Source organism: Jiella flava, assembly GCF_017349315.1.
GTDB classification, from domain to species: domain Bacteria; phylum Pseudomonadota; class Alphaproteobacteria; order Rhizobiales; family Rhizobiaceae; genus Jiella; species Jiella flava.
This window is the reverse complement of the sequence record NZ_JAFMPP010000004.1, coordinates 150,568-173,427: the sequence shown is the minus strand read 5'-3', so window position 1 is coordinate 173,427 and position 22,860 is coordinate 150,568. Positions and strand designations below refer to the sequence as shown.

Genomic DNA, 22,860 nt, shown 5'->3' with positions numbered 1-22,860 from the left:
AAGCCAAAATGTCCGATGTCATTGAAACGCCGTCTCGAAGAAGGAGCGCAGCTTGCGCGAATGCACCCGCTCCGACGGCAGCTCGCTCATCAGATCGAGCGCCCGCATGCCGATCCTCAGATGCTGAGCGACCTGCCGCTTGTAGAAGTCCGTCGCCATGCCGGGCAGCTTCAATTCGCCGTGCAGCGGCTTGTCCGACACGCACAGCAGCGTGCCGTAGGGCACCCGGAAGCGAAAGCCGTTGGCCGCAATCGTCGCCGACTCCATGTCGAGCGCGATCGCCCGCGACTGGGACAGCCGCTGCACCGGATCACGCTGATCGCGCAGCTCCCAATTGCGATTGTCGATGGTGGCGACGGTGCCGGTGCGCATAATCCGCTTCAAATCGTAGCCTGAGAGGCCTGTCACCTCCTCCACCGCCTTTTCCAAGGCCACTTGAACCTCGGCGAGCGCCGGGATCGGCACCCAGAGCGGCAGATCGGCATCGAGAACGTGATCTTCGCGGACATAGGCATGGGCGAGCACATAGTCGCCGAGCGCCTGGCTGTTACGCAGTCCGGCGCAATGACCGAGCATCAGCCAGGCATGGGGGCGCAGCACCGCGACATGGTCGGTGATCGTCTTGGCGTTGGAGGGGCCGACACCGATATTGATCATCGTCACGCCTTGGCCGTGGCCGCGCTTGAGATGATAGGCCGGCATCTGCGGCAGCCGGGCGGGCGCAACGCCCGATGCGGGCTCGCCAGCGCCGGCGGGCGTGACGACGTCGCCAGGCTCAACGAATTCATCGTATCCTTGGCCACCCTCGCGCATCATCGCCCGGGCCATCGCACAGAATTCGTCGACATAGAACTGATAGTTCGTGAACAACACGAAGTTCTGGAAGTGCCGTGGCCGCGTCGCCGTGTAGTGGGACAGGCGGTGCAGCGAATAATCGACCCGTTGCGCCGTGAAGGGGGCGAGCGGCAAAGCTTCGCCCAGCTTCGGCTCGAAGGTGCCGTTGACGATCCGGTCGTCGGTGGCCGTCAGGTCCGGCACATCGAAGACGTCGCGCAGCGGATGGTCGAGGCGTTCGGCCGCTGCCCCATCGACATAGACGCCATCCGGCAAGGCAAAATGCAGCGGGATCGGCGTTGCGGAATCACCAATGAGGATCGGCTGGCCGTGATTTTTCAGCAGCAGCTCGAACTGCTCGATGAGATAGCGATCGAAGAGATCCGGCCGGGTGATCGTGGCGGCGTAGTCCCCGGGCAGCGGCACATGGCCAAAGGCGAGACGGGAATCGACCCGCGCATGGGTCCGGGTGGTCAAGGCCACCTGCGGGTAGAACGCGCGGTAGCGCCGGCTGGCGGTGGCGCTCTTCAAAACCGTCTCGAAGCGATCCGCCAGAAAGGTGACGGATCGATCGTAGAGGCGCCTCAGCTCGGCAATCGCCGCTTCAGCGTCGTGAAAAGGCTTGGCCGGCGTCGCCTCCGGGCAATCGGCCGGCAAATTATCGCGGGACATGTCGAAGGTTTTCATGGGCCGCATTCTATCCCCGCTCGATGGCGAGGGTAAGACGCCTCATGCCGCTTTTGACCCGAAATGGCCTTCGGAATCAGAACTGGACCTGTCCCTGGGGCTGATTCTGGTTACGCTGGATGCGGCAGAGGGTGCCGGCCGTATAATCGCAACTGCCCCCGGAAATGGACGCCACGAAACTGTTCGGATCGCCCGGCGTCGGACGCTGCGCGAGATAGCTCATGGCAACGCCGAACAATGCGATCAGAATCGTGAGAACGGTAAGGCGTGTGTACATCTGACGATCCGGCTTCGTGTTTCCTAAGGCCTGCGATGATTGCATCCCGGCCATTAGGCTGTTTCGATCCTGAACGCGACCTGCATGAGGGACCGAGTCGCGATTTTTTGTCCTCGGCACACGCAGCGCGGGTGATCCGCGCAACCACGTTTGCCATCGGCGGGATGCGCACTCTTGCCCGATGCGAACACCGAACCGGAAACAACCCTACCGCCACGTGCGACGACAGGCTTGCGTGGACCTGATCGACGGATCATCCCGCCTGCAATGCCAAAGGCTTCCACCTGGCTCAAATAGCCTTGCGCTAGCCTTACCGCGAGCGCCCCACCGCCATTCAAGGCCGATCCGTCACCATTCTTCATTGTGATCGAATTTGCATCGAAAGCCCAGAAAAAAAGCACAATCTCGCTTATGATTCGCATCGTCCGCGCCGCGTGGCAACGAACGAGTGGCCGAAATCACTTAACCGATTGATTTTCCAAAAGGCGGATAGGCAACATCTGCCGCCGCCGCCGCTCGCGCTGCCGTTGACCGCTTCGAAGATGGCCGACGTTTCGTCAGCAACGCTCAGCCTCAAAGCGAGCCGAACGAACCGAGCGGTACAGATGCCACGAATTGCCGCAATCGCGCCCTCGAAATCCCGCCGCTCTGCAAACCAGACGAAAACCGCCCGATGGCTTATGTCGCTATAATAGCGGCGGGGTGGGAGGCTGGCACGGCGACCCGTGCCATAGCTCGTTAGGGCTGCTTCCTTCCGGACCTGACCCGGTTGGCGAGTGGCTCGTCCACCACCAACCTCCCGGCTCTCCATATCGGTGAATTGCGTGCTAAATGCAAGTCGAGAGCCGGAAAGAACCGTTCGGGAGGAGACTGAAGCCGATGCGCCCATTCCAACTCGATCCGCGGCTGCGCGCCGACACCGCGGAGGTCGGAACGCTCGGCCTGTGCAAGCTCGTGATGATGAACGACCGCCGCTGGCCATGGCTGATCCTGGTGCCGCAGCGTCCGGACATCACCGAAATCCACGATCTGACGCCGCTCGACCAGACAATGCTGACCTTCGAAACCTGCCTGGTCGCCAAGGCGCTGAAAACCGTCACCAAGGCGGAAAAAATCAATGTCGGCGCGCTCGGCAACATCGTCCAGATGCTGCATGTCCACGTCATCGCGCGGCACGCGGGCGATCCCGGCTGGCCCGGCCCGGTCTGGGGGCATGGCCAACGCGATCCCTACGATCCGGAGGTGCTCGACGCCAAGCGCCGCGCATTCGCCAACGCCCTCTTGACGGCGTAATTTACCGGGCAGCGCATTTTGCCATGACGCTGCAGCCGTGCTTTTGCATCGGCCGGCGCGCGGGATTGGAGGTGACGCACGCATCTCTGACATCGACTCACCGAAGCATGCGCCCGGCTCAAATCATGCATGAGTCGCTCGCGCCAGGAGATCACGCCATGTCCGATCGCTCGACGACGCCCCCCGCCCGGTCGGAGATCAGCGCCCGCATGGGCTTTGCGCAAAACAGCCTGCGCCGCGACGGCGAATTGCGCACCGGCGAGAGCCTCGCGGCCGCGCTGGCCCACCCGAACGCCAAAATCCATCTCACCGGCCTCGGCAAATGGCTGATCAAGACCGCCGGCGAGCGCCTCGATGCAGGCTTCAGCCTCGATGAGGCCCGGCGGCTCGGCGCCGATCCGCAAGCGGCGATCCTGCTCGGCTTCGACACCGACGATATCCCGGTTCTCGCGGCCATCGTCCCGATCGACGATCCGGATCGGGCCATCGCCGCCGGTCTCGCCTTGATCGATCTGCGCGATCTCGCCATGGAAGAACGTCTCGATGCGGAAACGATCGGGCGGCTCGGTCAGGCCACCCATCTCGTCCAGTGGCATCGCAAGACCCAGTTTTGCGGCGTCTGCGGCCAGCCGACCCGGTCGGAGGCCGCCGGCTATCGGCGCGCATGCACAGCGTGTGACAACGTGATCTTCCCCCGCACCGATCCGGTGACCATCATGCTCGTCCACGACGGCGAAGGACGCTACCTTCTCGGCCGTCAGGCGCGATTTGCCGAAAATTTCTGGTCCTGCCTTGCCGGCTTTGTCGAACCTGGCGAGACCGTCGAGGATGCGGTTCGACGCGAAACTCTGGAGGAAGCCGGCATCGCGGTCGGCGCAGTCACCATCGTCGCCTCGCAGCCTTGGCCGTTTCCCGGCAATCTGATGATCGGTTGTATCGCCGAAGCGACAAGCCGCGACATCCATTTTGACAGGGTCGAGCTTGAGGCCTGCCGCTGGTTCGACCGAAACGAGGTCGAAACGATGTTCGACGGGACTCACCCCCAAGGGCTGGTCGTGCCGCGATCGTTCGCGATCGCGCACCATTTGATCAAGGTCTTCATCACCCGACCAGCAGACGGCGAAAACGGATAAAGGCTTTCGTCCGCCCCAAAACTATCCGCCGGCAATCGCGTGAAGCGCGCCGCCATGGCGTTTCAGCCAGGCCTTGCCATCGGCCATGGTTGGACACAGTGTTTCGCACAGCGCCCAGAAATCCGGCCCGTGATTCATCTGCCGGAAATGCGCCACTTCGTGGGCGGCGAGGTAGTCGAGAACGAAGGGCGGCGCCATGATGATTCGCCAAGAGAAGGCCAGCCGCCGATCCGCCGTGCAGGAGCCCCACCGGCTCGTCGTGTCCTTGATGGTGATGGCGCGGGGCTCCAGGCCGACCCGGTCGGCGTGACGCCTGACCGCCGCGTCAAGGTCCGAGCGCGCCTCGCGGCGGAGGTAATCAAGCACGCGCCGGGAAAAATGCGCCGCGTCGCCGCCGACGAGAAGCTGCTGACGAACGATCGGAGCCTTGCCCTCTCCCGCCCCGAACAGCGCTGCGTCTATCTCGATCGGCGCGGATAACGCAGCGTCATCGTCGCCGGCAGGCTCCAGCCGTGTCACCAGCCGGCCGCCGCGATGGACGAGCCGCGTCGGCTCGCCCCGCAGCGGGATGATCGCATCCGGCGCAATCATCACCGTCGTCGGCGACCGCGCGACCCGCTCCTCGACCCAGCCGCGGTGGCGCTCGAGGAACGCGCGAATGGTGCGGGCAGGCATGCCCTTCGGGGCCGTCACCACGACGCCTGTCCCACCCGGCGCCATCCGCATCACCAGCCGCTTGGCGCGAGAATTGTGACGGACCGTCAGAGACAACGACGCGCCGGCGATCTCGATCGAGACGGGCAGCGCCAAATCCGGTTGGCGGCGCAGAAGCGAAGGCATCGGCAGTCGGACAATCCTGCTTTGACATCGATCCAGACCATGCCGTCGCCCGACCGGGAGCCGCTGGCTCGCCGGCCCGATGCGACGCATGTCGGGGACCATCATCTTAGCGCAGACAGCAAAGCGGCGGCACCCCCAAAGGACGCCGCCGCTTTGATTCATCACCCATTTCGGTCAGGATTCTATTTCGGTGAGCCCCGCTTGCGCCGGACCTCCCTTATGGCCTTCGACCTTACGCCGGATGACCGTCCTTAAGCGGGGTGACCGTCGACGACCGGGCCTTGATGGCGGCCGTCCGACTCACGCGCTTTGCGCTCGCGCATATAGCGGTCAAACTCTTCCTGATCCTTCGCCCGGCGCAATTCGCGCGCATAGGCCTCGAAATCGGCCGCCGCCTCGTTCAGCTTACGCCGCTCTTCGTCGAGCCGGCGCAGTTCAGCATCGCGCCAGTCGTCGAAGGCCACATTGCCGGTCCGCTCGTGCCCGAACGGCGCCTTGAAACCGGAGCGTTTCATACTGTTCATGAACTTGTCCGTCGAATGGTTGACATCGCGCTTGAAACCTTCGAGGCGCTCACCCCAGAGGATGTAGGCGAGCATCGCGAGACCCAGCGGCCACCAGACGGCGAAGCCGCCAACCATTACAGCAATCGTGACCGGCGTCCAGGCGGGGCGAATCAAAGCTTGTGAAGACATCGCAGTCAATTTTCCTTGTAGAAATGGCCGCAATGCCAAGCATCGCGGGAGAGCGACCTCTCTTATGTTTCCGATAACCAAGAGATGGTGAGCGAATTTTCGCCGTTCAATGATTCAGCGCCGAATTTTGACGCGTGCATCGATGATTTGCGAAATCTCCCTGCGTTGCGGGCAGCATCGGCGCACAGGCGAAATCGATCGTCAGACACGGCGACGTGAGGCGGAGCAGCGATCAAGACCTGCGACCTGCGCTCAACGGACGCCACGCATCCCGCCCTCCGACATATCGCCAGCTTTCCCGATCGGCGCAGCGAGCGCGCGCCGGATGTCTTTGACGACAAAATCAGCCGCCTTCTCGAACGCTGCGTCGCTATCGCCGCGGAACGAAATCACCCGATCGAAGACAAGGCGGTTCGCCGCGACGTCGAGGACGCCCACGCGCCCCCATCCGACGAGCGTGCTCATCTTCTTCACCCCACCGAAGACCAGATAGTCGGCGCCCGCCGCACGAGCGGCCGCGAGCAGCGGCTCGGGGTGCAACGTGGCGAGGCTGCAGGCGTCCTTGCGACGACAGCCAAGCGAGACCGGTACGTAGCGAGGGCCGGCCGTCAGCCCCGCCTCGATATCCGCCCGGAACGCCTTGATCCGGGCGGCATGCTGCGTCGACTGGTCACGCACTTCGCCCGAGCTGTCGGTATAATCGAACGCGGCGACGGCAATCGCCGGCGTTGCCACAGGGTCGGTCTGCGCGCCGATTCCCGCAACGGTCGAGACGACAGCACCGCATGACACCGCCACAATCAAGGCGATAAGTTTGATGGCCTTTTGCAATTGATCCTCCCATGCTCGAAGCTCAGGCAACTGCCCTTAAGGCATCACCATACCAAATGCTTTGCAGCCGCGTCATCCCGCCGAGACGGCGTCGGCGGCAGAGTGATGATCGATCGCGCTACAGATGTTTGGTCGGCTCCGCGTTCTTCACCAAAAAGTCGCAGGGCGGACCGTGTAAAGAAGGAGAAGCCAACGCATATTTTTAAGGTGCGCCACACAGCTTTCGCGAGAGCGCCGACACGCCAAGGGAGGCGCCGATGTCGTCCACCGTTATGCCCACGTCCCGCGCCGCGAATGCCCGCGCGGTGATTCAGCGGCTTTGCGCCGCTGTCGGCTTCGAGCGGAGTGACGTCGATCAGGCCGAGGGTTGCGATGTCGTCGATGCGCCGATCGTTCTCGGCGACGGAATCTCCCTGATCGGCGATGGGCGAGACGACGACTTCAGCCGCCGCCGAACCTCATCACCGGACGACCTTCAGGTTGATCCCGGCCCGCACGCGGCCAAAGAGAATGTCGATCGCCTCTACAATGCCGCAATGGCCGCCGGAGGAACGACGGCCATGGATCTTTCGGACCGGGAAGATGAGGCGCTGGGATCGTTTGGTGACGCGACCGAAAGGCGGGTGCGGGCCTTCGGTGCCGAGGATCCCTGGCGGAACCACCGTTGAGCCACACCGCGCGTCAGACACGGAGACCGGCGATCCATGAGAGCGGCGCTTGCAGAAGTTCGCCGGCAAGCGCGAGTGGCGTTTGAACCCAGGCCGAGAGGGAAATGGCAAAAGGTCATGTCATTCGGTCGGCGATGTGAGATGATCGACGCATGTCATGGTCAGCCCCGATCGACGCCTATTGCGAACGGCTCGGCCCGGGCTTTTGGGCCGAGCCGCTGAATGCGATCTCGAACCTCGCCTTTCTGCTCGCAGCGCTGTTCGCGCTCAGTCTGTGGAAGATGCGCGGCGGGTCGGATCGACCGGCGCAGGCGCTCTGCATTCTCGTCGCGGTGATCGGCGCCGGTTCGTTCCTGTTCCACACGATCGCGACGCGCTGGGCGAGTCTTTGCGACGTCATTCCGATTGCGATTTTCATCGCTGCCTATTTCGCCTTGGCTCTGGTGCGGTTTTTCGGGCTGACGCCGCTTGTCGCAGGGCTCGGCACGCTGATCTTTCTGCTGGCGTCAGCTTTTGCCGGACCGCTGTTGGCACCCGCCGTCGGCTCATCGGCGAGCTATGTCCCGGCCCTGCTGGCCATGCTGGTGATCGGCGGATTGCGGATCAGGCAGCGCACCGGGCCGGGCACCCTCGTCATGGCGGCGGGCATCACCTTTGGCGTCTCGCTGACCCTGCGCACCCTCGACACGCCGCTCTGCGCACTGTGGCCCTTCGGCACCCACCTCTTCTGGCATCTCTTGAATGCCGTCACCCTCGGCCTCTTGCTGGTTGCGGCGATCGACACGCCGCCGGCTCGCGCGCCGGTCTCCCGTAGCGTCACCGGTTGACCGGATCCCGCGCCGGCCTGGAGCGGAATGCCGTTAAGCAGACCGCCATTCCGCTCCAGGCCATTGTTTTGCCGCATGGTGGGATCCGAAACGTCATGCACCGTTTCGGCATCATGCTCTAGCTCGGCGCTGGCCCGGCCAAGAGGTCGTCGACCCGGCGATCGCGCAACTGAGCGATGTTTTCGATATCGCCCCTGTCGAGCACCCGCAGCATCCCTTTCAGGATGCGCGCCGGCAGATGCGGGCCGCCATAGACGAGCCCGGTATAGAGCTGCACCAGATCGGCGCCCGCCTCGATCTTCATGATCGCGGTGCGGGCGTCTTCCACCCCGCCGACGCCGATCAGCGGGAAATCGGGCCCGACCGCGCGACGAAAGCGCGCCAAAACCCAGGTCGAGCGGCGCATCAACGGTCGCCCGGAGAGCCCGCCTGTCTCGGCGGCCAGCGGATCGCCCTCGATACCGTCCCGGGCGAGCGTGGTGTTGCAAACGATCAGTCCGTCGACCGCGCGGTGACGGGCGGCATCGGCGATTTCCTCGATCTGGTCTTCCGACAGATCCGGCGCCACTTTGACGAAGACCGGTTTGCGCTGGCTCGCCGTCATCGCCGCATAGCCGTTGCGCGCGGCCACCACGGCTTTCAGCAATCGATCAAGCTCGCTGCCCGACTGAAATGCCCGCAGCCCCGGCGTATTCGGCGAGGAGATGTTGACGGTGAGATAGTCGGCGAAACTCTCGAAGACGTTGACGCCCTCGACATAGTCGGCGACCCGGTCGGGCGAATCCTTGTTGGCGCCGATATTGACGCCAACGATGCCCGGCTTGCGCAGACGTGCCGCCAGCCGCTCGGCGGCGTCCGCATGGCCGTCATTGTTGAAGCCAAGCCGGTTGATCACGGCGCGCGCCTTCGGCAGCCGGAAGATCCGCGGCTGCGGATTGCCCGCCTGCGGCTTCGGCGTCAGCGTGCCGACCTCGACAAAACCGAAGCCGAGCTTCAGCGCCGCGTCGGGCACCTCGGCATTCTTGTCGTAGCCGGCGGCAAGCCCCAGCGGATTGGGAAAGCGAATGCCGGCGACTTCGACATGCAGCCGGCCATCGACCGGAATGTCGAGATCGCGCACCAGGCCGCGTTTCAAAGCTTCGATCGACAGCCCGTGGGCGCGTTCGGCATCGAGCCGGAACAGCGCCGGCCGCGCGAGGCGGTAGAGGAGACTCATCGCAAATGTTCAGATCCGGTCACGCCGCCTCACCCGATGGAGGCGGGAAAGAGATGCCGACCGTCCGGGCCGAGCGGCAGATCCGCGATCCACGCGACCGCAGCCACCGGAAGGCTGGCGTAAAGATGCGGAAACAGCGCGCCGCCCCGCGACGGCTCATATTTCAGCGCCGCCCCGAGCGGCGCCGGGTCGACGGCCAGCAACAGAAGATCGGTTTCGCCGGCAAAGTGCTTGGCCGCCGTCTCGCGCAACTGGCTCGCGGTGGAAAAATGGATGTAGCCATCGGCATGGTCCACCGGCGCGCCGTCAAATGTGCCCTCGGCCTTGGCCTTTTCCCACAAAGGGCGCGGCAGGATTTTGTAGATCGTCTCGCTCATGACAGAGCGGTGCCAAACAACGCGTCAAAAATCAATCGTGACGCATCGAGCGCGATCGTCCGAAGTCAGGATCACCGATCGCCCGGCCCCAGCCGAGCGCTGCAGGCCACGCCGGGGGGCGGCCACATCGCGGCCATCACGCCGTGCGAGCCTTTCAGCCGTGAGCAAAGACGCGGCGGCGAACGCGCCGTGCAACAGCAAGAGAGCGCGGCAGATCATGGACGGCAGGGCGATCAAAGGCTTCATCCTCATCGCAGCTTTTTGCGCTGGACTGGCGCCGGCGGAACCGGCCACGGCGCAATCGGTGTTCGGTGCGGCGGCAAAGCCTGCGGAGGTCGGCCGTTTCAAGATGATCCGGATCGACGGCGTGGTGGCGCGGCTCGACACCGTGACCGGAGAGCTCGTGCCCTGCCGGGTCAGCCGCGAAACGATCGTCTGTGGCAAAGACGCCCGCGCCGCCGCGGCCCTCGCCGACACGACCGCCGAGCGGGATGCCAAGCGGATCGCCGCGCTGGAGCGCCGGGTCGCCGCTCTCGAAGCTCAGCGATCGGGCCAGGCCGCGCCGCCGCCGCCGCCAGCATCACCCGCACCCCGCAACGACACCGACGCTGCGATCGACAAGATGCGGCAGTTGTTCGAGGGCTTTGCCGGCATCGTCAAAAAGCTGGAGCGTGACGACCGCGCCGCGCCCGGCGCCCGCCCCGACGACAGCGACATCCCGTCGCCGGACCACACCTGACGGCCCCGCCCACTTGCGCAACTGGGAAACGGGCAGGTTCCACCCCGATTCGCGGCCCGTTGCCATTTCGACCGACGCCGGCCTGCGTCGCCCCGTCGAGCCAAGGGCCGAAAAGTCCCCGCGCCGCCCATCAGGCGACGCTCGCCTCGAAGACATATGCGCCAGAGACGACAGCCCGCAGGCGCCAGCCGCGCGCCGCGGCCAAGCCAGCCGCAAGGGTGACAGGAAGGGTGACCGGAATGTGACAAGGGCCCGCCCACCGGCATCCTCCGGGAGCCCAATGGAATTCGGGGCTTGAAGCGGCACGCAATCTGTCATATCCCCGCGCCGTTCGACGAGGGGCCGGAAAGCCCCGCGCCATCCTTCGTGCCCCTGAAGCCCCCGCGGCCACGGATCAGGCGCATGGCGATGATCGAACATGGTGAGGTGGCCGAGTGGTTGAAGGCGCACGCCTGGAACGCGTGTATACGGGAAACCGTATCGAGGGTTCGAATCCCTCTCTCACCGCCACTTGTGCCTTTGTCTGCCCCAGAGATATAGAGGTGACCGTCGCGATCCCGCGATATGACCCGGCCATGGCGGTCGAGACGGTGATCGTCGCAAATGCCTGCAGGTGCCTCCACCGCCGACGGCGAATCCCGCGTCGTCGCGCCAAGGACCCTCGGAGCCCTCTCACCCAGCGGCAGGCGTGAAGCTGGCGACAATCGCATGCTTTTCGCCCGGATAGGTGAAGCGCACGAAGGTGACCGGGCCCGCGGTGCTCCATGTCCGGCGCTGGATGAGCAGGCAGGCGACGCGCGCCGCGATCTCAAGCAATCTGGCGATGTCGGCGGTGGCGGTGATCGCGAAGATCTTGTGTTCCGCAGCGCTCCAAGGCACTCGTTGGACCAGCCACGCGCCGGCCGGACCGTCGGCAAAGGGCGCATGGGCCGCTTCGGGCACGGTGCCGAGATTGATCAGGCGTTCCTCCAGGCAGAACGGTTCGCCGTGTGCCATATGCAGCGCCCTGATTTCCAGAATATCGGTCGTCCCGGGCACTTCCAGCAAGGCCGCATCATGCCGGTTGGCTTTGCGGATGACTGAACTCATGAGCTTGTAGGAATAGGGCAGGTTGAGCGCCCGGACCTCGGCCTCGACATCGGTGATCTCAAGGATCGCCGACTGGCCGCGCGGTTTTGCGACAAATGTGCCGGATCTCTTGCGCCGCTCGATCAGGCCGGCCTTGGTCAACTGGGTCATGACCTTGTTCACGGTCATGCGCGAGACCTCATAGGATCGCGCCAGTTCCACTTCGAACGGCAGCTTGTGTCCCGGAGGCCATTCGCCCGAGACGATCTTGCGCTCCAGATCGGCAAGAATCGTCTGGTGAAGCGTCGACCGACTTGTGTTGCTTTTCGTCATGCTGCGCCGTGCCTGTCCGCTCTTTTCATATCCAGCTGTCGATCAAGTCCCGCATCGTCGCGCGGAACCGCGCCTGAATGTGCGCGCGCTCGACATGGCGGCCGCCCGCGACACGCTTTGCGCCGCCGGCCCAGACACAATCGACCGTGACGCCATCGGCAAATATCCAATGGTCCAGCACCTGATCGTCGTTTTTGGCAAAGACCGCATCGACGTTCAGCGAAACGAGATCGGCATCCGCGCCGACGTTCAACCCGCCCTTGGCGCCGAGAGCCGCGGCTCCTCCCGAAAGGGCACGATCGAACAATTTGCGGCCAGTCGATTGCCCCGCATCGGCAATCACATTGCGGGCGCGCCGCACGAGCCGCTGCGAATATTCGAGTTGCCGCAATTCGTGAGCGACCGAAATCGAAATATTGGAATCCGAGCCGATGCCGAAACGTCCCCCCGCCTCAAGAAACGACGACGCCGGAAAAACGCCGTCGCCGAGATTGGCCTCGGTGATGGGGCAAAGGCCGGCAATCGCGCCGCGCGCGGCCAGGCACGCGGTCTCGTCGTCCGTCATATGCGTCGCGTGGATCAGGCACCAGCGGTCGTCGACCGGACTGTTGGCCAACAGCCATTCGACCGGCCGCACGCCCGACCAGGCGATACAGTCGTCCACTTCCTTCAGTTGCTCGGCGACATGGATATGGACCGGCCCTTGGCCAAACGTCGCCAACAAAGCCTGAACCTCGTCGGGGGCGACGGCGCGAAGGCTGTGAAGGGCAAGGCCCAGCCGACCGCCCTGCAACTGATCGACGATCCGGCTGCTTGAATCCATCAACGCGGCAAAACCGTCGAGCGAATTGATGAAACGGCGCTGGCCCTCGATGGGAGCTGCGCCGCCGAAACCCGAATGGGCATAAAAGACCGGCAGCAGTGTCAGATTGATGCCGGCGGAAACGCTTGCCGCAGCGATCCGCGCCGCATGTTCGCCGATATCGCCATAAGGCGCCCCATCCCGATCGTGATGGAGATAGTGGAACTCGCCGACGCGCGTGAAACCCGCTTCCAGCATCTCCATGTAAAGCTGCGCCGCCACCGCCTCCATCTGGTCAGCGGTCATGGCGAGCGCGACTTGATACATGACCTTGCGCCAGATCCAGAAACTGTCGGCGGAAGGCCCGCGCACTTCCGCAAGCCCCGCCATCGCGCGTTGAAACGCGTGGCTGTGCAGATTGGGCATGCCAGCGATCAGGACGGCATGCGTGTCGTCGCCCGGCAGAGCCCGCACGCCTGGCGCAATGGCGGCGATCTTGCCGTTCGAAATCTCGATCCGAACGTTCCGCGCCCATTGCCCTTCCAGAAGCGCTCGTTGCGCGAAAAGATGCATGGCGGTCTCTCCTTGGCATGTTTTCGATCCGTCGCCGGATCTCAAAAGGCACTTGCATCGGCATTAATATGTATATACATGTTTTCTTCAAAGAGAAGGCGAACCGATGCTGGATTCTCGAAAAGCCGCCGATAAGACGCCTTCCGGCCTGACGCTGCTCGACAACGCCCGAATTGCGACCCTCGACGCGGAGCGCGACGGTCTCGGCATCATCGACAATGCGGCGATCGCGATTGCGGGCGGCTGGATCGTTTGGGCCGGTGCGGCCAGCGAATTGCCCGAACGCCTGAGGAATGGCGAGACGGTCGATCTCCAGGGCCGATGGGTGACGCCCGGCTTGATCGACTGCCACACCCATCTCGTTTTCGGCGGCAACCGAGCCAGGGAATTCGAAATGCGCCTCAATGGCGCGGCCTACGAGGACATCGCCCGCGCCGGGGGCGGCATCGTGTCGTCGGTCAATGCGACGCGCGCGATGACGGCGGAGCAATTGGCCGAATCGGCGCTCCCCCGGCTGGATCACCTGATTGCCGAAGGCGTTTCGACCGTGGAGGTGAAATCCGGCTACGGACTGACGATCGAAAGCGAACGCGAGATGCTGCGTGCGGCCCGCGCACTCGAAACGCTCCGTCCTGTCCGCATTGTCACGTCCTATCTCGCCGCGCATGCGACACCGGCCGAATATCAGGGCCGCAACGGCGACTATATCGACGATGTCGTGCTGCCCGGCATGCGTCAGGCCCAGGCCGAAGGGCTGGTCGATGCGGTGGACGGCTTTTGCGAGGGCATCGCCTTCTCGGCGGCCGAAATCACGCGGGTGTTCGATCTCGCGACATCGCTCGGCCTGCCGATCAAGCTGCATGCCGAGCAGTTGTCCAATCTCGGAGGCGCGAAGCTTGCCGCCTCTTACGGCGCGCTTTCCGCCGATCACCTGGAACATCTTGACGACGACGGCGTGCGCGCGATGGCCGAAGCCGGAACGGTCGCGGTTCTGCTTCCCGGAGCGTTCTATGCGCTCAACGAACAGCACAAGCCACCGGTGAAAGCCCTGCGGAAGGCAGGCGTTCCCATCGCCGTCGCGACCGACTGCAATCCCGGCACCTCGCCGCTCACCTCGCTGCTTTTGGCCATGAACATGGCGGCCACCCTGTTCGGGCTGACGGTCGATGAATGTCTCGCGGGGGCGACGCGCGAGGCCGCCCGCGCGCTCGGCCGGCTCGGAAAAATCGGCACGATCGAAGCGGGCAAATCCGCCGATCTGGCGATCTGGGACATCGAAAGTCCTGCGGAGCTTGTCTATCGCATCGGCTTCAACCCGCTTCATGCGCGGATGTTCAAGGGGCAGTGGATCGGCCAATGACGCTTGTGTTGAGCCCGGGCCAGGTCGCACTCAGCGACCTGGAAACCATCTACTGGTCCGGCGAGCCGGTGCGGCTCGATCCCTCCTGCCATCCGGGAATCGACAGGGCGGCCGCGCGGGTCGCTGAAATCGCCGCCGGCAACGAACCCGTCTACGGCGTCAATACCGGCTTCGGCAAACTGGCCTCGATCACGATCGAAGCCGCCGATGTCGCCACGCTCCAGCGCAACCTCATCCTGTCCCATTGCTGCGGCGTCGGCACCCCCCTGCCCGAAAACGCCGTACGGCTGGTCATGGCCCTCAAGCTGATCTCGCTCGGGCGCGGCGCATCCGGCGTGCGCATGGCTGTCATCACATTGCTCGAGGACATGCTGGAGCGCGGCGTGATCCCCGTCATTCCCGAAAAGGGCTCGGTCGGCGCCTCGGGCGATCTGGCGCCTCTGGCACATATGGCGGCCGTCATGATGGGGCATGGCGAGGCATTTGTTCGCGGCAAGCGAATGGATGGCACTTCGGCACTCGAGACGGCCGGGCTTCGCGCCGTCACACTTGCCGCGAAAGAAGGTCTGGCGCTCATCAACGGCACGCAGACCTCCACCGCGCTGGCGTTGGCCGGTCTCTTCCGCGCCCATCGCGCGGCCCAGAGCGCGCTGATCACCGGCGCGCTTTCGACCGATGCCGCCATGGGCTCGTCGGCCCCGTTTCATCCCGACATCCATGCGCTGCGCGGGCACCGGGGGCAGATCGATACAGGCCGGACGTTACGCGCCCTGCTCGGAGGATCGGGCATTCGCGAAAGCCATATCCAGGGCGACGAACGCGTCCAGGATCCCTATTGCATTCGCTGCCAGCCGCAGGTTGACGGCGCCTGCCTCGATCTTTTGCGCATGGCCGCACGCACGCTCGAAATCGAAGCGAATGCCGTCACCGACAACCCGTTGGTGCTCTCTGACGGATCCGTTGTGTCCGGCGGCAATTTCCACGCCGAGCCGGTGGCGTTTGCCGCCGATCAGATCGCCATTGCCGTTTCGGAAATCGGAGCGATCGCCCAGCGCCGGATCGCGCTTCTGGTCGATCCGGCATTGTCCTTCGGCCTGCCCGCCTTTCTGGCCCGGCAGCCGGGGCTGAATTCCGGCCTGATGATCGCCGAGGTCACCTCCGCCGCGTTGATGAGCGAAAACAAGCAGATGACGCATCCGGCCTCGGTCGATTCCACCCCCACCTCCGCCAATCAGGAAGACCATGTGTCCATGGCCTGCCATGGGGCACGACGGTTGCTCGCGATGACGGAGAACCTTTTTTCGATCATCGGCATCGAGGCGCTGACGGCAGCCCAGGGGATCGAGTTCCGCGCGCCGCTCACCACCGGCCCGGAACTTCAAAAGGCCATGGCCGTCGTCCGCGGCGCAGCGGCGGCGTTGGACGAAGACCGCTACATGGCCACCGATCTGGCCGCGGCCGGAAATCTCGTCGCGACCGGCGCGCTGAATGCCGCCGTGACGCCCGGCATTCTGCCGGCTCTGGGAGGCTGACATGACGCTCGTCGACGTCACGCGGGGCATCTCTGCCGTCATTCTCGGCTTTCCCCATACGGGGACCGAGGTTCCGGCAGAGATCTGGCGCCGTCTCAACGCCAACGGCAAACGTCTTGCCGATACGGACTGGCACATTCACAGGCTTTACGAAGGCCTTCTTGCTGACGCGACCTCGGTGCGTGCGACGTTCCATCGCTATGTCATCGATGCCAACCGCGACCCCGAAGGCGTCAGCCTCTACCCCGGACAGAACACGACCGGGCTGGTTCCCTTAACCGATTTCGACGGCCTGCCGATCTGGAACGAGGGCGCGGAACCGGCCGAGGCAGAGACGGCGGAACGGCGTGCCGCGTTCCATGCGCCCTATCATGCCGCCCTCGCCACCGAGATCGAACGCGTGACGGCCATTCACGGCGTCGCCATTCTTTACGACTGCCATTCGATCCGCTCACGCATCCCGTTCCTGTTTGCCGGCACATTGCCGGATTTCAATATCGGCACCGATAGCGGGCGCAGCTGTGATCCGGCGATCGAACGCGCGGCCGCGGAGGTCACGCGCAACGCGCCGGGCTACACAGGCGTGCTCAACGGCCGCTTCAAGGGCGGCTGGACCACCCGGCACTACGGCAACCCCGAACGCGGCGTGCACGCCATTCAGATGGAGCTGGCCCAGTCCACGCATCTGGTGAGCGAAGACGTGCCGTTTGCCTATGACGACGACAAGGCGGAGCGCCTGCGCATTCATTTGAAGGTGCTTCTTCAGCGCATCGCAGCGAGCGCTGCGAGCCTCAAACGCCGAACGACAAGAGAAACGCGATGACCAATCCGCGCCACAACATCCGCGAAATCCGCGCGCCGCGCGGAACCGAGATCACAGCCAAAAGCTGGATGACGGAAGCGCCGCTCAGGATGTTGATGAACAATCTGGACCCGGACGTCGCCGAAAACCCGAATGAGCTGGTCGTCTACGGCGGCATGGGACGCGCCGCGCGCAGCTGGGCCGATTTCGATCGGATCGTTGCGAGCCTCAAGGACCTCAACGAAGACGAGACGCTTCTGGTGCAGTCCGGCAAACCCGTCGGGATTTTCAAAACCCATGCCAACGCGCCGCGCGTGCTAATCGCCAATTCCAACCTCGTGCCGCATTGGGCGACGTGGGATCATTTCAACGAACTCGATAAAAAGGGTCTCGCCATGTACGGCCAGATGACGGCCGGTTCGTGGATCTATATCGGCTCGCAAGGGATCGTTCAGGGCACCTATGAGACCTTCGGCGAGGCGGGCCGTCAGCATTACGGCGGCAATCTCAGGGGCAGATGGATCCTGACCGGCGGCCTAGGCGGCATGGGCGGCGCGCAGCCGCTGGCCGCCGTCATGGCGGGTGCATCGTGCCTCGCCGTTGAATGCAACCCGGACAGCATCGAATTCCGCCTGCGCACCCGCTATCTCGATGAACGGGCGGAGACGCTCGACCAAGCCATGGCGATGATCGATCGCTGGACCAAGGCGGGGGAGGCAAAGTCCGTCGGCCTCGTCGGCAATTGCGCCGAAATCCTGCCGGAAATGGTCAGGCTCGGCATCCGCCCGGATATCGTCACCGACCAGACCTCCGCCCACGACCCGATCAATGGCTACCTGCCGAAGGGCTGGACGATGGCCGAGTGGAAGGCGAAGCGCGAAAGCGATCCGAAGGCGGTCGAAATGGCCGCGCGCGCCTCCATGCGCGACCATGTCGAAGCCATGCTGGCCTTTTGGGATGCGGGCATTCCCACCCTCGATTACGGCAACAACATCCGCCAGGTCGCCAAGGACGAGGGGCTGGAACGGGCCTTCGCATTCCCCGGATTCGTGCCGGCCTATATCCGCCCGCTGTTCTGCAAAGGCATCGGCCCGTTCCGATGGGCAGCCCTTTCCGGCGATCCGGAGGACATCGCCAAGACCGACCGGAAGGTCAAGGAACTGCTGCCGGACAACACGCACCTGCACAACTGGCTCGACATGGCACGCGAACGCATCGCCTTCCAGGGCTTGCCTGCGCGCATCTGCTGGGTCGGTCTCGGCGATCGCCATCGTTTGGGTCTCGCCTTCAACGCCATGGTCAAAAGCGGCGAGCTGAAGGCACCGGTCGTCATCGGCCGCGATCATCTCGATTCCGGTTCGGTGGCCTCGCCAAACCGCGAGACGGAAGCCATGCAAGACGGCTCGGACGCCGTCTCCGATTGGCCGCTGCTCAACGCGCTGCTCAACACCGCATCCGGTGCGACCTGGGTGTCGCTGCATCACGGCGGCGGCGTCGGCATGGGCTTTTCCCAACATTCCGGCATGGTGATCTGCTGCGACGGCTCCGACGATGCCGCCACGCGGATCGGCCGGGTTCTGTGGAACGATCCGGCGACCGGCGTCATGCGCCATGCGGATGCGGGCTATGACAGCGCGCTCCATTGCGCCCGCGAGCAGGGCCTGCGGCTGCCGAGCATTCTCGGGGATTGACCCGCAAGGCGCCGGTTCGAACGGCCGCGGCATACTTTATACCGCCATGCGGCGGACCGGCGATGTCGCTGTCAGCGCGCCCCCAACCGCAACGGCGGACCATCCAGATTGCTCGATCGCACATATCGCTTCGGAGAGCACAATGCTTATACTGCCCTATACAACCACGGTCAGCGTTCGCCGTTTTTGAAGTTTTCCGCCTGCAGCCGATATCGGCTCCCGGGATAGACGAGGCGGGCGACGGAAACGATGTTTTGTCCGGACCATGTCCGCCGCCGGATGGAGAGACACGGCTCGGTCCGCAGCATCAACAGCAATTTGCACTCCCAGGCCCGAGGCATGACGGCTTCGACGATGTGTTCGGAGCCGCTCAAGGGCGCCGCCTGCGTCAGATAGGCGTTCGGCGTTTGGACGGTGAAGTCCTGAACGAGATAGTCGCGCGCCGTGGACGGATTGACGTAGCGATCCTCCAGCTGCACCGGCACGTCGTTTTCATAATGGGCGATGAGCGAGTGGAAAACCGGCGCGCCGATCTCCAGCCCCAAATTGTCCGCGGCCTCCGGCGCCGCCGTTTCCTCGGCAAGAACAACGACAACCGCCCGATGAACATGGCCGCGCTCGGCGATCTCCTCGGCGATATTGCGCACCTCGAAGAGTGCCGAATAGCCCTTCCTGTCGGCCACGAATGACCCAACACCCTGGATGCGAACGATCTCTCCTTCGCTTGCCAGCTCACGAAGGGCCCGATTGGCCGTCATCTTGCTGACGCCCAGCTCGGCGACCAGCTCGTTTTCCGATGGCACGCGCCGTTTCGGCGGCCATTCGCCGCTTTGGATCTTGTCCAGAATGAGCTGCTTGACGCTGACATAGAGCGGCGCGCCATCATTGTCGGCGCGCGATTTATCCCCATCCCTCAATTGCTTGACTGCCCATTCTTTGCGCATATCCGGACCATGCTCAACTTTCCAACTTTCTCATTGCATATCACACGATTTTCTCTATGGTACCATATATAACTTAAGACGATGCCGGTTGAATCATCTTTCAACACCTACGGGACCCGGCAGCAAGCGGATAGCCATCACCCCTTTCAACCATAGCGGAGCACGGCTTATGCATTTTCGGACACGTCTCATTTCCTCCGTCGTCGCCTTGGCTGCCGCGACCATTCCAGCCGCGGCAAAAGAATGGAAGAACGTTACCATCACGACCGAAGGCGCTTATGCGCCGTGGAATATGACCAATTCCCAGGGAAAAATCGTCGGCTTCGAGCCTGATCTGATCAAAGTGCTGTGCGCCCGCGCCAAGCTGGACTGCAAATTGGTCGCATCGGATTGGGACGGCATGATCCCGGCGCTTACGGCCGGCAAGTTCGACGTCATCATGGACGCCCTGTCGATCACCGACGAGCGCAAGAAGGTCATCGATTTCACCATACCCTATGCTGTCACCCCCGCAGCCTTCGCGACGGCGTCCGACAGCGACCTCGCAAAGGCGCCGGGCACCGGCACGACCCTCAAGATGACCCCCGGCGAAAAGGGCGTGAAGGGCATCGAAGCCCTGCGCAAAGTGTTCAAAGGCAAGACGATCGGCATCCAGGCCGCGACCGTCTATGCGAAGTTCATCTACGACAATTTCGGCGACATCGCCACGATCCGGGAGTACAAGACCGGCGCCGATCGCGATCTCGACCTGAAGAACGGCCGGATCGATCTCGGTTTTGACGATGCCGTTTATTTCAACGATGCCTTTTCCGCGGCCAAGGGCGCGCTCGCCTTCACCGGCCCGAAAATCGCCGGGACGATCTGGGGTGAAGGCGAAGGCCTCGGCGTCCGCAAGTCCGACACCGATTTGCGCGACAAGTTCAACGCGGCGATCAAGTCCGCGCTGGCCGATGGGACGGTCAAGACGCTGTCGATGAAGTGGTTCAAAACCGACGTTTCGCCGTAATCGTTCGAAGCGCCGCCGCACGGCTTCGAGACCGGGCGGCGGCGGTCGGCGATTGGACGAGTGCGACCTGGCGCAGGGAACCTGAACCATGGCATCCTTCGAACTTCTCGGTTTCGGTCCAACCGGGTGGGGCGCATTGCTGATCGGGGCGACGCTGATGACGCTGGCGGTGACGGCGGCGGCGTTGGCGATCGGTGCCGTCGTGGGGACGGCGGTCACCGCGGCCAAGCTCTCGAGCCGTGTGCCGCTGAAAATCCTCGGCAACGCCTATACCACGGTCTTCCGCGGCGTGCCGGAGCTGCTGATCATCTATCTCATCTATTTCGGCGGTTCGAGTGTGGTCACCGCCTTCGGCAAAATGCTCGGTTATGACGGATTTTTGGGGCTGCCGTCCTTCCTCGCGGGTTCGCTGGCCGTCGGATTGATCTCAGCCGCCTATCAGGCAGAGGTCTATCGCGGTGCTTATCTTGCCATCGCGACGGGTGAAATCGAGGCCGCCCTCGCCATCGGCATGCCCCGTGCCGGACGGCTTCGCCGCATCATCATGCCGCAAGTTTGCCGTTTCGCCATTCCCGGACTTGGCAATGTCTGGCAGCTGAGCCTGAAGGATTCCGCCCTGATCTCCGTGACCGGGCTTGCCGAATTGATGCGCACCAGCCAGGTCGCGGCGGGTTCGACCCGGCAATATTTCCTGTTTTTCATCGCGGGCGGGTGTCTCTATCTGCTTTTGACGAGCTTTTCCGATCAGGTCTTCAACTGGTTCGAGCGACGCGCCAATCGCAGCATGCCCACCGCAACGATCGGCAAGGCCTGAGGGCGAGGTCATGGATATCGGCTTTCTTTACTCGACTTTCCTCACGCTCATGGCAGCGCTGCCAACGACGCTGGCGCTGTTCGCGCTTTCTGTTTTTATCGGAGGTCTGCTCGCCCTTCTCGTCGTGTGGATGCGGGTCAGCGGCAACCCCGTTCTTTCGGCCTTCGCCAAGGTTTACATCTTTGTCTTTCGCGGATCGCCGCTGCTAATCCAGATGTTCTTGATCTTCTACGGCCTCGCGCAGTTTTCGATCGTCCGCCACAGTTTCCTCTGGCCCTATCTCCGAGAGCCCTTCGATTGCGCTGTCCTGTCGCTGGCGCTTTGTACGGCGGGCTATTCCGCCGAGATTTTTCGGGGCGGCATTCGCGCCGTCTCGGCCAAGGAAATCGAAGCCGCCAAAGCCATTGGCATGTCCGGCTTTTTGCTGGTGCGTCGCATCCTGGCGCCGATCGCCTTCCGCCATGCCCTTCCAGCCTATTCGACCGAAGTCGTTCTGATGATGAAATCCACCGCCCTCGCCAGCCTGGTCACCGTTTGGGAGGTGACCGGCGTGGCGCAGCGGCTGATCTCGCAGACCTATCGCACGATGGAAGTCTTCCTTTGCGCGGCCGTCATCTATCTGGTGCTCAATTTCATTCTGCTGCAGGCCTTTGCCCTGCTTGAATATGCCCTGTCCCGCCATCGCCGCGCACCGTCCTTTGCAACGGTAGACGCGGCCAAGACCGCATAATGAATGGAGTGACGATGTCGGACGCTCTTCCACTTTCCGTCCGCAATATCCGCAAGAGTTTCGGCAGGCATGAGGTTCTGAAGGGGATCTCCCTCGACGCGCGGCAAGGCGACGTCATCTCGCTCCTCGGCGCATCCGGCTCCGGCAAATCGACCTTCCTGCGCTGCATCAACCTGCTGGAGATCGCCAATGGCGGCGAGATCTGGGTGGATGGCGAGCAGGTGCGCTGGCACCACAAGGCAGGACGGACCCGCGTCGACAGCCAAAAGCAGATCGACCGCATCCGCTCCAACCTGGGAATGGTCTTTCAGTCCTTCAATCTTTGGTCCCACATGACCATTTTAGAGAATGTCATCGAGGGCCCGGTTCATGTACTGAAACGGCCGAAGGCCGACTGCCGCGCGGAAGCCGAGACGTTGTTGGAAAAGGTCGGGATCGCCGACAAGCGGAATGCTTATCCGGCCCACCTTTCAGGCGGTCAGCAACAACGCGCGGCCATCGCCCGCGCGCTCGCGATGAAGCCGAAGGTCATGCTTTTCGACGAGCCGACCTCGGCGCTCGATCCAGAGCTTGTGGGCGACGTGCTGCGGGTGATGCGGGCGCTGGCAGAGGACGGCATGACCATGCTGGTCGTCACGCATGAGATGGGATTTGCCCGCACCGTTTCCAACCGGGTCGTCTTCATGAAAGAGGGCCTTATCGACAGTTCCGGCACGCCCGATGAGATGTTCGGCGGCGCTGCGTCGCCGGCATTTCACCAGTTCATCGGTCATTTTGAGCGCTAAGCC

The 22,860-nt window shown here is 63.6% G+C and carries 23 protein-coding genes, 1 tRNA gene and 1 other RNA gene; 14 read left to right on the top strand and 11 right to left on the bottom strand.

Going from position 1 to position 22,860, the window contains the following annotated elements; all coding sequences use genetic code 11:
- Nucleotides 1–18 precede the first annotated feature (18 nt).
- The 3 genes from J1C48_RS06910 to ffs all read right to left on the bottom strand — a co-directional run bounded on the left by J1C48_RS06910 (nucleotide 19) and on the right by ffs (nucleotide 2,598).
- Entirely contained in the window at nucleotides 19–1,506 is a 1,488-nt protein-coding gene (locus J1C48_RS06910; RefSeq protein ID WP_231081648.1) for an AMP nucleosidase, read from the bottom strand.
- A 91-nt stretch (nucleotides 1,507–1,597) separates the two neighbouring features.
- On the bottom strand, nucleotides 1,598–1,798 hold the full coding sequence (locus tag J1C48_RS06905) for a hypothetical protein (RefSeq protein WP_207257054.1): 201 nt from the start codon (nucleotides 1,796–1,798) through the stop codon (nucleotides 1,598–1,600).
- 702 nt (nucleotides 1,799–2,500) lie between these two features.
- An RNA gene (ffs, locus tag J1C48_RS06900) (signal recognition particle sRNA small type) lies at nucleotides 2,501–2,598 on the bottom strand.
- Nucleotides 2,599–2,677: 79 nt separating this feature from the next.
- Here ffs and J1C48_RS06895 point away from each other — a divergent pair.
- Both J1C48_RS06895 and nudC read left to right on the top strand, forming a co-directional pair.
- Nucleotides 2,678–3,091: an HIT domain-containing protein gene (locus J1C48_RS06895; RefSeq protein WP_207257053.1), complete on the top strand. Its 414-nt coding sequence runs from the start codon at nucleotides 2,678–2,680 to the stop codon at nucleotides 3,089–3,091.
- A gap of 158 nt (nucleotides 3,092–3,249) precedes the next feature.
- Nucleotides 3,250–4,224: an NAD(+) diphosphatase gene (nudC, locus tag J1C48_RS06890; RefSeq protein WP_207257052.1), complete on the top strand. Its 975-nt coding sequence runs from the start codon at nucleotides 3,250–3,252 to the stop codon at nucleotides 4,222–4,224.
- A 21-nt stretch (nucleotides 4,225–4,245) separates the two neighbouring features.
- Here nudC and J1C48_RS06885 read toward each other — a convergent pair whose 3' ends face one another.
- The 3 genes from J1C48_RS06885 to J1C48_RS06875 form a co-directional block, all read right to left on the bottom strand.
- Nucleotides 4,246–5,064, bottom strand: coding sequence for a M48 family metallopeptidase (locus J1C48_RS06885; RefSeq protein WP_207257051.1), 819 nt, complete (start codon nucleotides 5,062–5,064; stop codon nucleotides 4,246–4,248).
- Between the two features lie 251 nt (nucleotides 5,065–5,315).
- A complete protein-coding gene (locus tag J1C48_RS06880; RefSeq protein ID WP_207257166.1) occupies nucleotides 5,316–5,759 on the bottom strand; it encodes a DUF2852 domain-containing protein in 444 nt (147 codons plus the stop codon).
- Between the two features lie 252 nt (nucleotides 5,760–6,011).
- Entirely contained in the window at nucleotides 6,012–6,590 is a 579-nt protein-coding gene (locus J1C48_RS06875) for a DUF2380 domain-containing protein (protein WP_207257050.1), read from the bottom strand.
- 257 nt (nucleotides 6,591–6,847) lie between these two features.
- Between J1C48_RS06875 and J1C48_RS06870 the strand changes: the two genes are divergently transcribed.
- Nucleotides 6,848–7,258 carry a VOC family protein gene (locus J1C48_RS06870; protein ID WP_207257049.1) on the top strand — a complete coding sequence of 137 codons (411 nt, stop codon included), beginning with the start codon at nucleotides 6,848–6,850 and terminating at the stop codon, nucleotides 7,256–7,258.
- A gap of 152 nt (nucleotides 7,259–7,410) precedes the next feature.
- The gene (locus J1C48_RS06865) at nucleotides 7,411–8,085 is read left to right on the top strand and encodes a ceramidase domain-containing protein (protein WP_207257048.1); all 675 of its coding nucleotides are present in this window, start codon (nucleotides 7,411–7,413) and stop codon (nucleotides 8,083–8,085) included.
- Between the two features lie 118 nt (nucleotides 8,086–8,203).
- Here the strand turns inward: J1C48_RS06865 and J1C48_RS06860 are convergent, their stop codons facing one another.
- Both J1C48_RS06860 and J1C48_RS06855 read right to left on the bottom strand, forming a co-directional pair.
- Nucleotides 8,204–9,301: a quinone-dependent dihydroorotate dehydrogenase gene (locus J1C48_RS06860; protein ID WP_207257047.1), complete on the bottom strand. Its 1,098-nt coding sequence runs from the start codon at nucleotides 9,299–9,301 to the stop codon at nucleotides 8,204–8,206.
- Between the two features lie 29 nt (nucleotides 9,302–9,330).
- Nucleotides 9,331–9,678 (bottom strand): DUF952 domain-containing protein, encoded by a 348-nt coding sequence (locus tag J1C48_RS06855; protein ID WP_207257046.1) that lies wholly within the window; start codon nucleotides 9,676–9,678, stop codon nucleotides 9,331–9,333.
- A 217-nt stretch (nucleotides 9,679–9,895) separates the two neighbouring features.
- Here J1C48_RS06855 and J1C48_RS06850 point away from each other — a divergent pair, with 217 nt between their 5' ends.
- Nucleotides 9,896–10,417: a hypothetical protein gene (locus tag J1C48_RS06850; RefSeq protein ID WP_207257045.1), complete on the top strand. Its 522-nt coding sequence runs from the start codon at nucleotides 9,896–9,898 to the stop codon at nucleotides 10,415–10,417.
- A gap of 420 nt (nucleotides 10,418–10,837) precedes the next feature.
- Nucleotides 10,838–10,927 (top strand) — tRNA-Ser (locus J1C48_RS06845).
- 162 nt (nucleotides 10,928–11,089) lie between these two features.
- On the opposite strand, the gene hutC (J1C48_RS06840) is transcribed toward J1C48_RS06845, so the two are convergent.
- Complete coding sequence (hutC, locus tag J1C48_RS06840) at nucleotides 11,090–11,818, bottom strand: histidine utilization transcriptional repressor HutC (protein WP_207257044.1); 729 nt, start codon at nucleotides 11,816–11,818, stop codon at nucleotides 11,090–11,092.
- A 25-nt stretch (nucleotides 11,819–11,843) separates the two neighbouring features.
- Nucleotides 11,844–13,193 carry a formimidoylglutamate deiminase gene (locus tag J1C48_RS06835; protein ID WP_207257043.1) on the bottom strand — a complete coding sequence of 450 codons (1,350 nt, stop codon included), beginning with the start codon at nucleotides 13,191–13,193 and terminating at the stop codon, nucleotides 11,844–11,846.
- 106 nt (nucleotides 13,194–13,299) lie between these two features.
- Here J1C48_RS06835 and hutI point away from each other — a divergent pair, with 106 nt between their 5' ends.
- The 4 genes from hutI to hutU are packed head-to-tail and all read left to right on the top strand — an operon-like array spanning nucleotide 13,300 to nucleotide 18,578.
- Nucleotides 13,300–14,553: an imidazolonepropionase gene (hutI, locus tag J1C48_RS06830; protein ID WP_207257042.1), complete on the top strand. Its 1,254-nt coding sequence runs from the start codon at nucleotides 13,300–13,302 to the stop codon at nucleotides 14,551–14,553.
- On the top strand, nucleotides 14,550–16,085 hold the full coding sequence (gene hutH / locus J1C48_RS06825) for a histidine ammonia-lyase (RefSeq protein ID WP_207257041.1): 1,536 nt from the start codon (nucleotides 14,550–14,552) through the stop codon (nucleotides 16,083–16,085). The genes hutI and hutH overlap by 4 nt, the downstream gene beginning before the upstream one ends.
- 1 nt (nucleotide 16,086) lies before the next feature.
- Entirely contained in the window at nucleotides 16,087–16,908 is an 822-nt protein-coding gene (hutG, locus tag J1C48_RS06820; RefSeq protein WP_207257040.1) for an N-formylglutamate deformylase, read from the top strand.
- Nucleotides 16,905–18,578, top strand: coding sequence for a urocanate hydratase (gene hutU, locus J1C48_RS06815; protein ID WP_207257039.1), 1,674 nt, complete (start codon nucleotides 16,905–16,907; stop codon nucleotides 18,576–18,578). The genes hutG and hutU overlap by 4 nt, the downstream gene beginning before the upstream one ends.
- A 170-nt stretch (nucleotides 18,579–18,748) precedes the next feature.
- Here the strand turns inward: hutU and hutC (J1C48_RS06810) are convergent, their stop codons facing one another.
- A complete protein-coding gene (gene hutC / locus J1C48_RS06810; protein ID WP_231081634.1) occupies nucleotides 18,749–19,495 on the bottom strand; it encodes a histidine utilization transcriptional repressor HutC in 747 nt (248 codons plus the stop codon).
- Between the two features lie 196 nt (nucleotides 19,496–19,691).
- Here hutC (J1C48_RS06810) and J1C48_RS06805 point away from each other — a divergent pair, with 196 nt between their 5' ends.
- The 4 genes from J1C48_RS06805 (at nucleotide 19,692) to J1C48_RS06790 (ending at nucleotide 22,857) form a co-directional block, all read left to right on the top strand.
- Nucleotides 19,692–20,528 carry a transporter substrate-binding domain-containing protein gene (locus J1C48_RS06805; protein ID WP_207257037.1) on the top strand — a complete coding sequence of 279 codons (837 nt, stop codon included), beginning with the start codon at nucleotides 19,692–19,694 and terminating at the stop codon, nucleotides 20,526–20,528.
- Nucleotides 20,529–20,616: 88 nt separating this feature from the next.
- The gene (locus tag J1C48_RS06800; RefSeq protein ID WP_207257036.1) at nucleotides 20,617–21,342 is read left to right on the top strand and encodes an ABC transporter permease; all 726 of its coding nucleotides are present in this window, start codon (nucleotides 20,617–20,619) and stop codon (nucleotides 21,340–21,342) included.
- Nucleotides 21,343–21,352: 10 nt separating this feature from the next.
- Entirely contained in the window at nucleotides 21,353–22,072 is a 720-nt protein-coding gene (locus J1C48_RS06795; protein WP_207257035.1) for an ABC transporter permease, read from the top strand.
- Nucleotides 22,073–22,086: 14 nt separating this feature from the next.
- Nucleotides 22,087–22,857 carry an ABC transporter ATP-binding protein gene (locus J1C48_RS06790; protein ID WP_207257034.1) on the top strand — a complete coding sequence of 257 codons (771 nt, stop codon included), beginning with the start codon at nucleotides 22,087–22,089 and terminating at the stop codon, nucleotides 22,855–22,857.
- Nucleotides 22,858–22,860: the final 3 nt, after the last annotated feature.

What these genes read in the sequence shown, in the direction of transcription:
- J1C48_RS06800 (WP_207257036.1), top strand. Translation starts at nt 20,617, where the DNA reads ATGGCATCCTTCGAACTTCTCGGTTTCGGTCCAACCGGGTGGGGCGCA.
- hutG (WP_207257040.1), top strand. Translation starts at nt 16,087, where the DNA reads ATGACGCTCGTCGACGTCACGCGGGGCATCTCTGCCGTCATTCTCGGC.
- J1C48_RS06880 (WP_207257166.1), bottom strand. Translation starts at nt 5,759, where the DNA reads ATGTCTTCACAAGCTTTGATTCGCCCCGCCTGGACGCCGGTCACGATT.
- J1C48_RS06865 (WP_207257048.1), top strand. Translation starts at nt 7,411, where the DNA reads ATGTCATGGTCAGCCCCGATCGACGCCTATTGCGAACGGCTCGGCCCG.
- J1C48_RS06870 (WP_207257049.1), top strand. Translation starts at nt 6,848, where the DNA reads ATGTCGTCCACCGTTATGCCCACGTCCCGCGCCGCGAATGCCCGCGCG.
- J1C48_RS06910 (WP_231081648.1), bottom strand. Translation starts at nt 1,506, where the DNA reads ATGTCCCGCGATAATTTGCCGGCCGATTGCCCGGAGGCGACGCCGGCC.
- J1C48_RS06790 (WP_207257034.1), top strand. Translation starts at nt 22,087, where the DNA reads ATGTCGGACGCTCTTCCACTTTCCGTCCGCAATATCCGCAAGAGTTTC.
- hutH (WP_207257041.1), top strand. Translation starts at nt 14,550, where the DNA reads ATGACGCTTGTGTTGAGCCCGGGCCAGGTCGCACTCAGCGACCTGGAA.
- J1C48_RS06835 (WP_207257043.1), bottom strand. Translation starts at nt 13,193, where the DNA reads ATGCATCTTTTCGCGCAACGAGCGCTTCTGGAAGGGCAATGGGCGCGG.
- nudC (WP_207257052.1), top strand. Translation starts at nt 3,250, where the DNA reads ATGTCCGATCGCTCGACGACGCCCCCCGCCCGGTCGGAGATCAGCGCC.
- J1C48_RS06860 (WP_207257047.1), bottom strand. Translation starts at nt 9,301, where the DNA reads ATGAGTCTCCTCTACCGCCTCGCGCGGCCGGCGCTGTTCCGGCTCGAT.
- J1C48_RS06895 (WP_207257053.1), top strand. Translation starts at nt 2,678, where the DNA reads ATGCGCCCATTCCAACTCGATCCGCGGCTGCGCGCCGACACCGCGGAG.
- J1C48_RS06805 (WP_207257037.1), top strand. Translation starts at nt 19,692, where the DNA reads ATGCATTTTCGGACACGTCTCATTTCCTCCGTCGTCGCCTTGGCTGCC.
- J1C48_RS06855 (WP_207257046.1), bottom strand. Translation starts at nt 9,678, where the DNA reads ATGAGCGAGACGATCTACAAAATCCTGCCGCGCCCTTTGTGGGAAAAG.
- J1C48_RS06885 (WP_207257051.1), bottom strand. Translation starts at nt 5,064, where the DNA reads ATGCCTTCGCTTCTGCGCCGCCAACCGGATTTGGCGCTGCCCGTCTCG.
- J1C48_RS06795 (WP_207257035.1), top strand. Translation starts at nt 21,353, where the DNA reads ATGGATATCGGCTTTCTTTACTCGACTTTCCTCACGCTCATGGCAGCG.
- hutC (WP_207257044.1), bottom strand. Translation starts at nt 11,818, where the DNA reads ATGACGAAAAGCAACACAAGTCGGTCGACGCTTCACCAGACGATTCTT.
- hutU (WP_207257039.1), top strand. Translation starts at nt 16,905, where the DNA reads ATGACCAATCCGCGCCACAACATCCGCGAAATCCGCGCGCCGCGCGGA.
- J1C48_RS06905 (WP_207257054.1), bottom strand. Translation starts at nt 1,798, where the DNA reads ATGTACACACGCCTTACCGTTCTCACGATTCTGATCGCATTGTTCGGC.
- J1C48_RS06850 (WP_207257045.1), top strand. Translation starts at nt 9,896, where the DNA reads ATGGACGGCAGGGCGATCAAAGGCTTCATCCTCATCGCAGCTTTTTGC.
- hutI (WP_207257042.1), top strand. Translation starts at nt 13,300, where the DNA reads ATGCTGGATTCTCGAAAAGCCGCCGATAAGACGCCTTCCGGCCTGACG.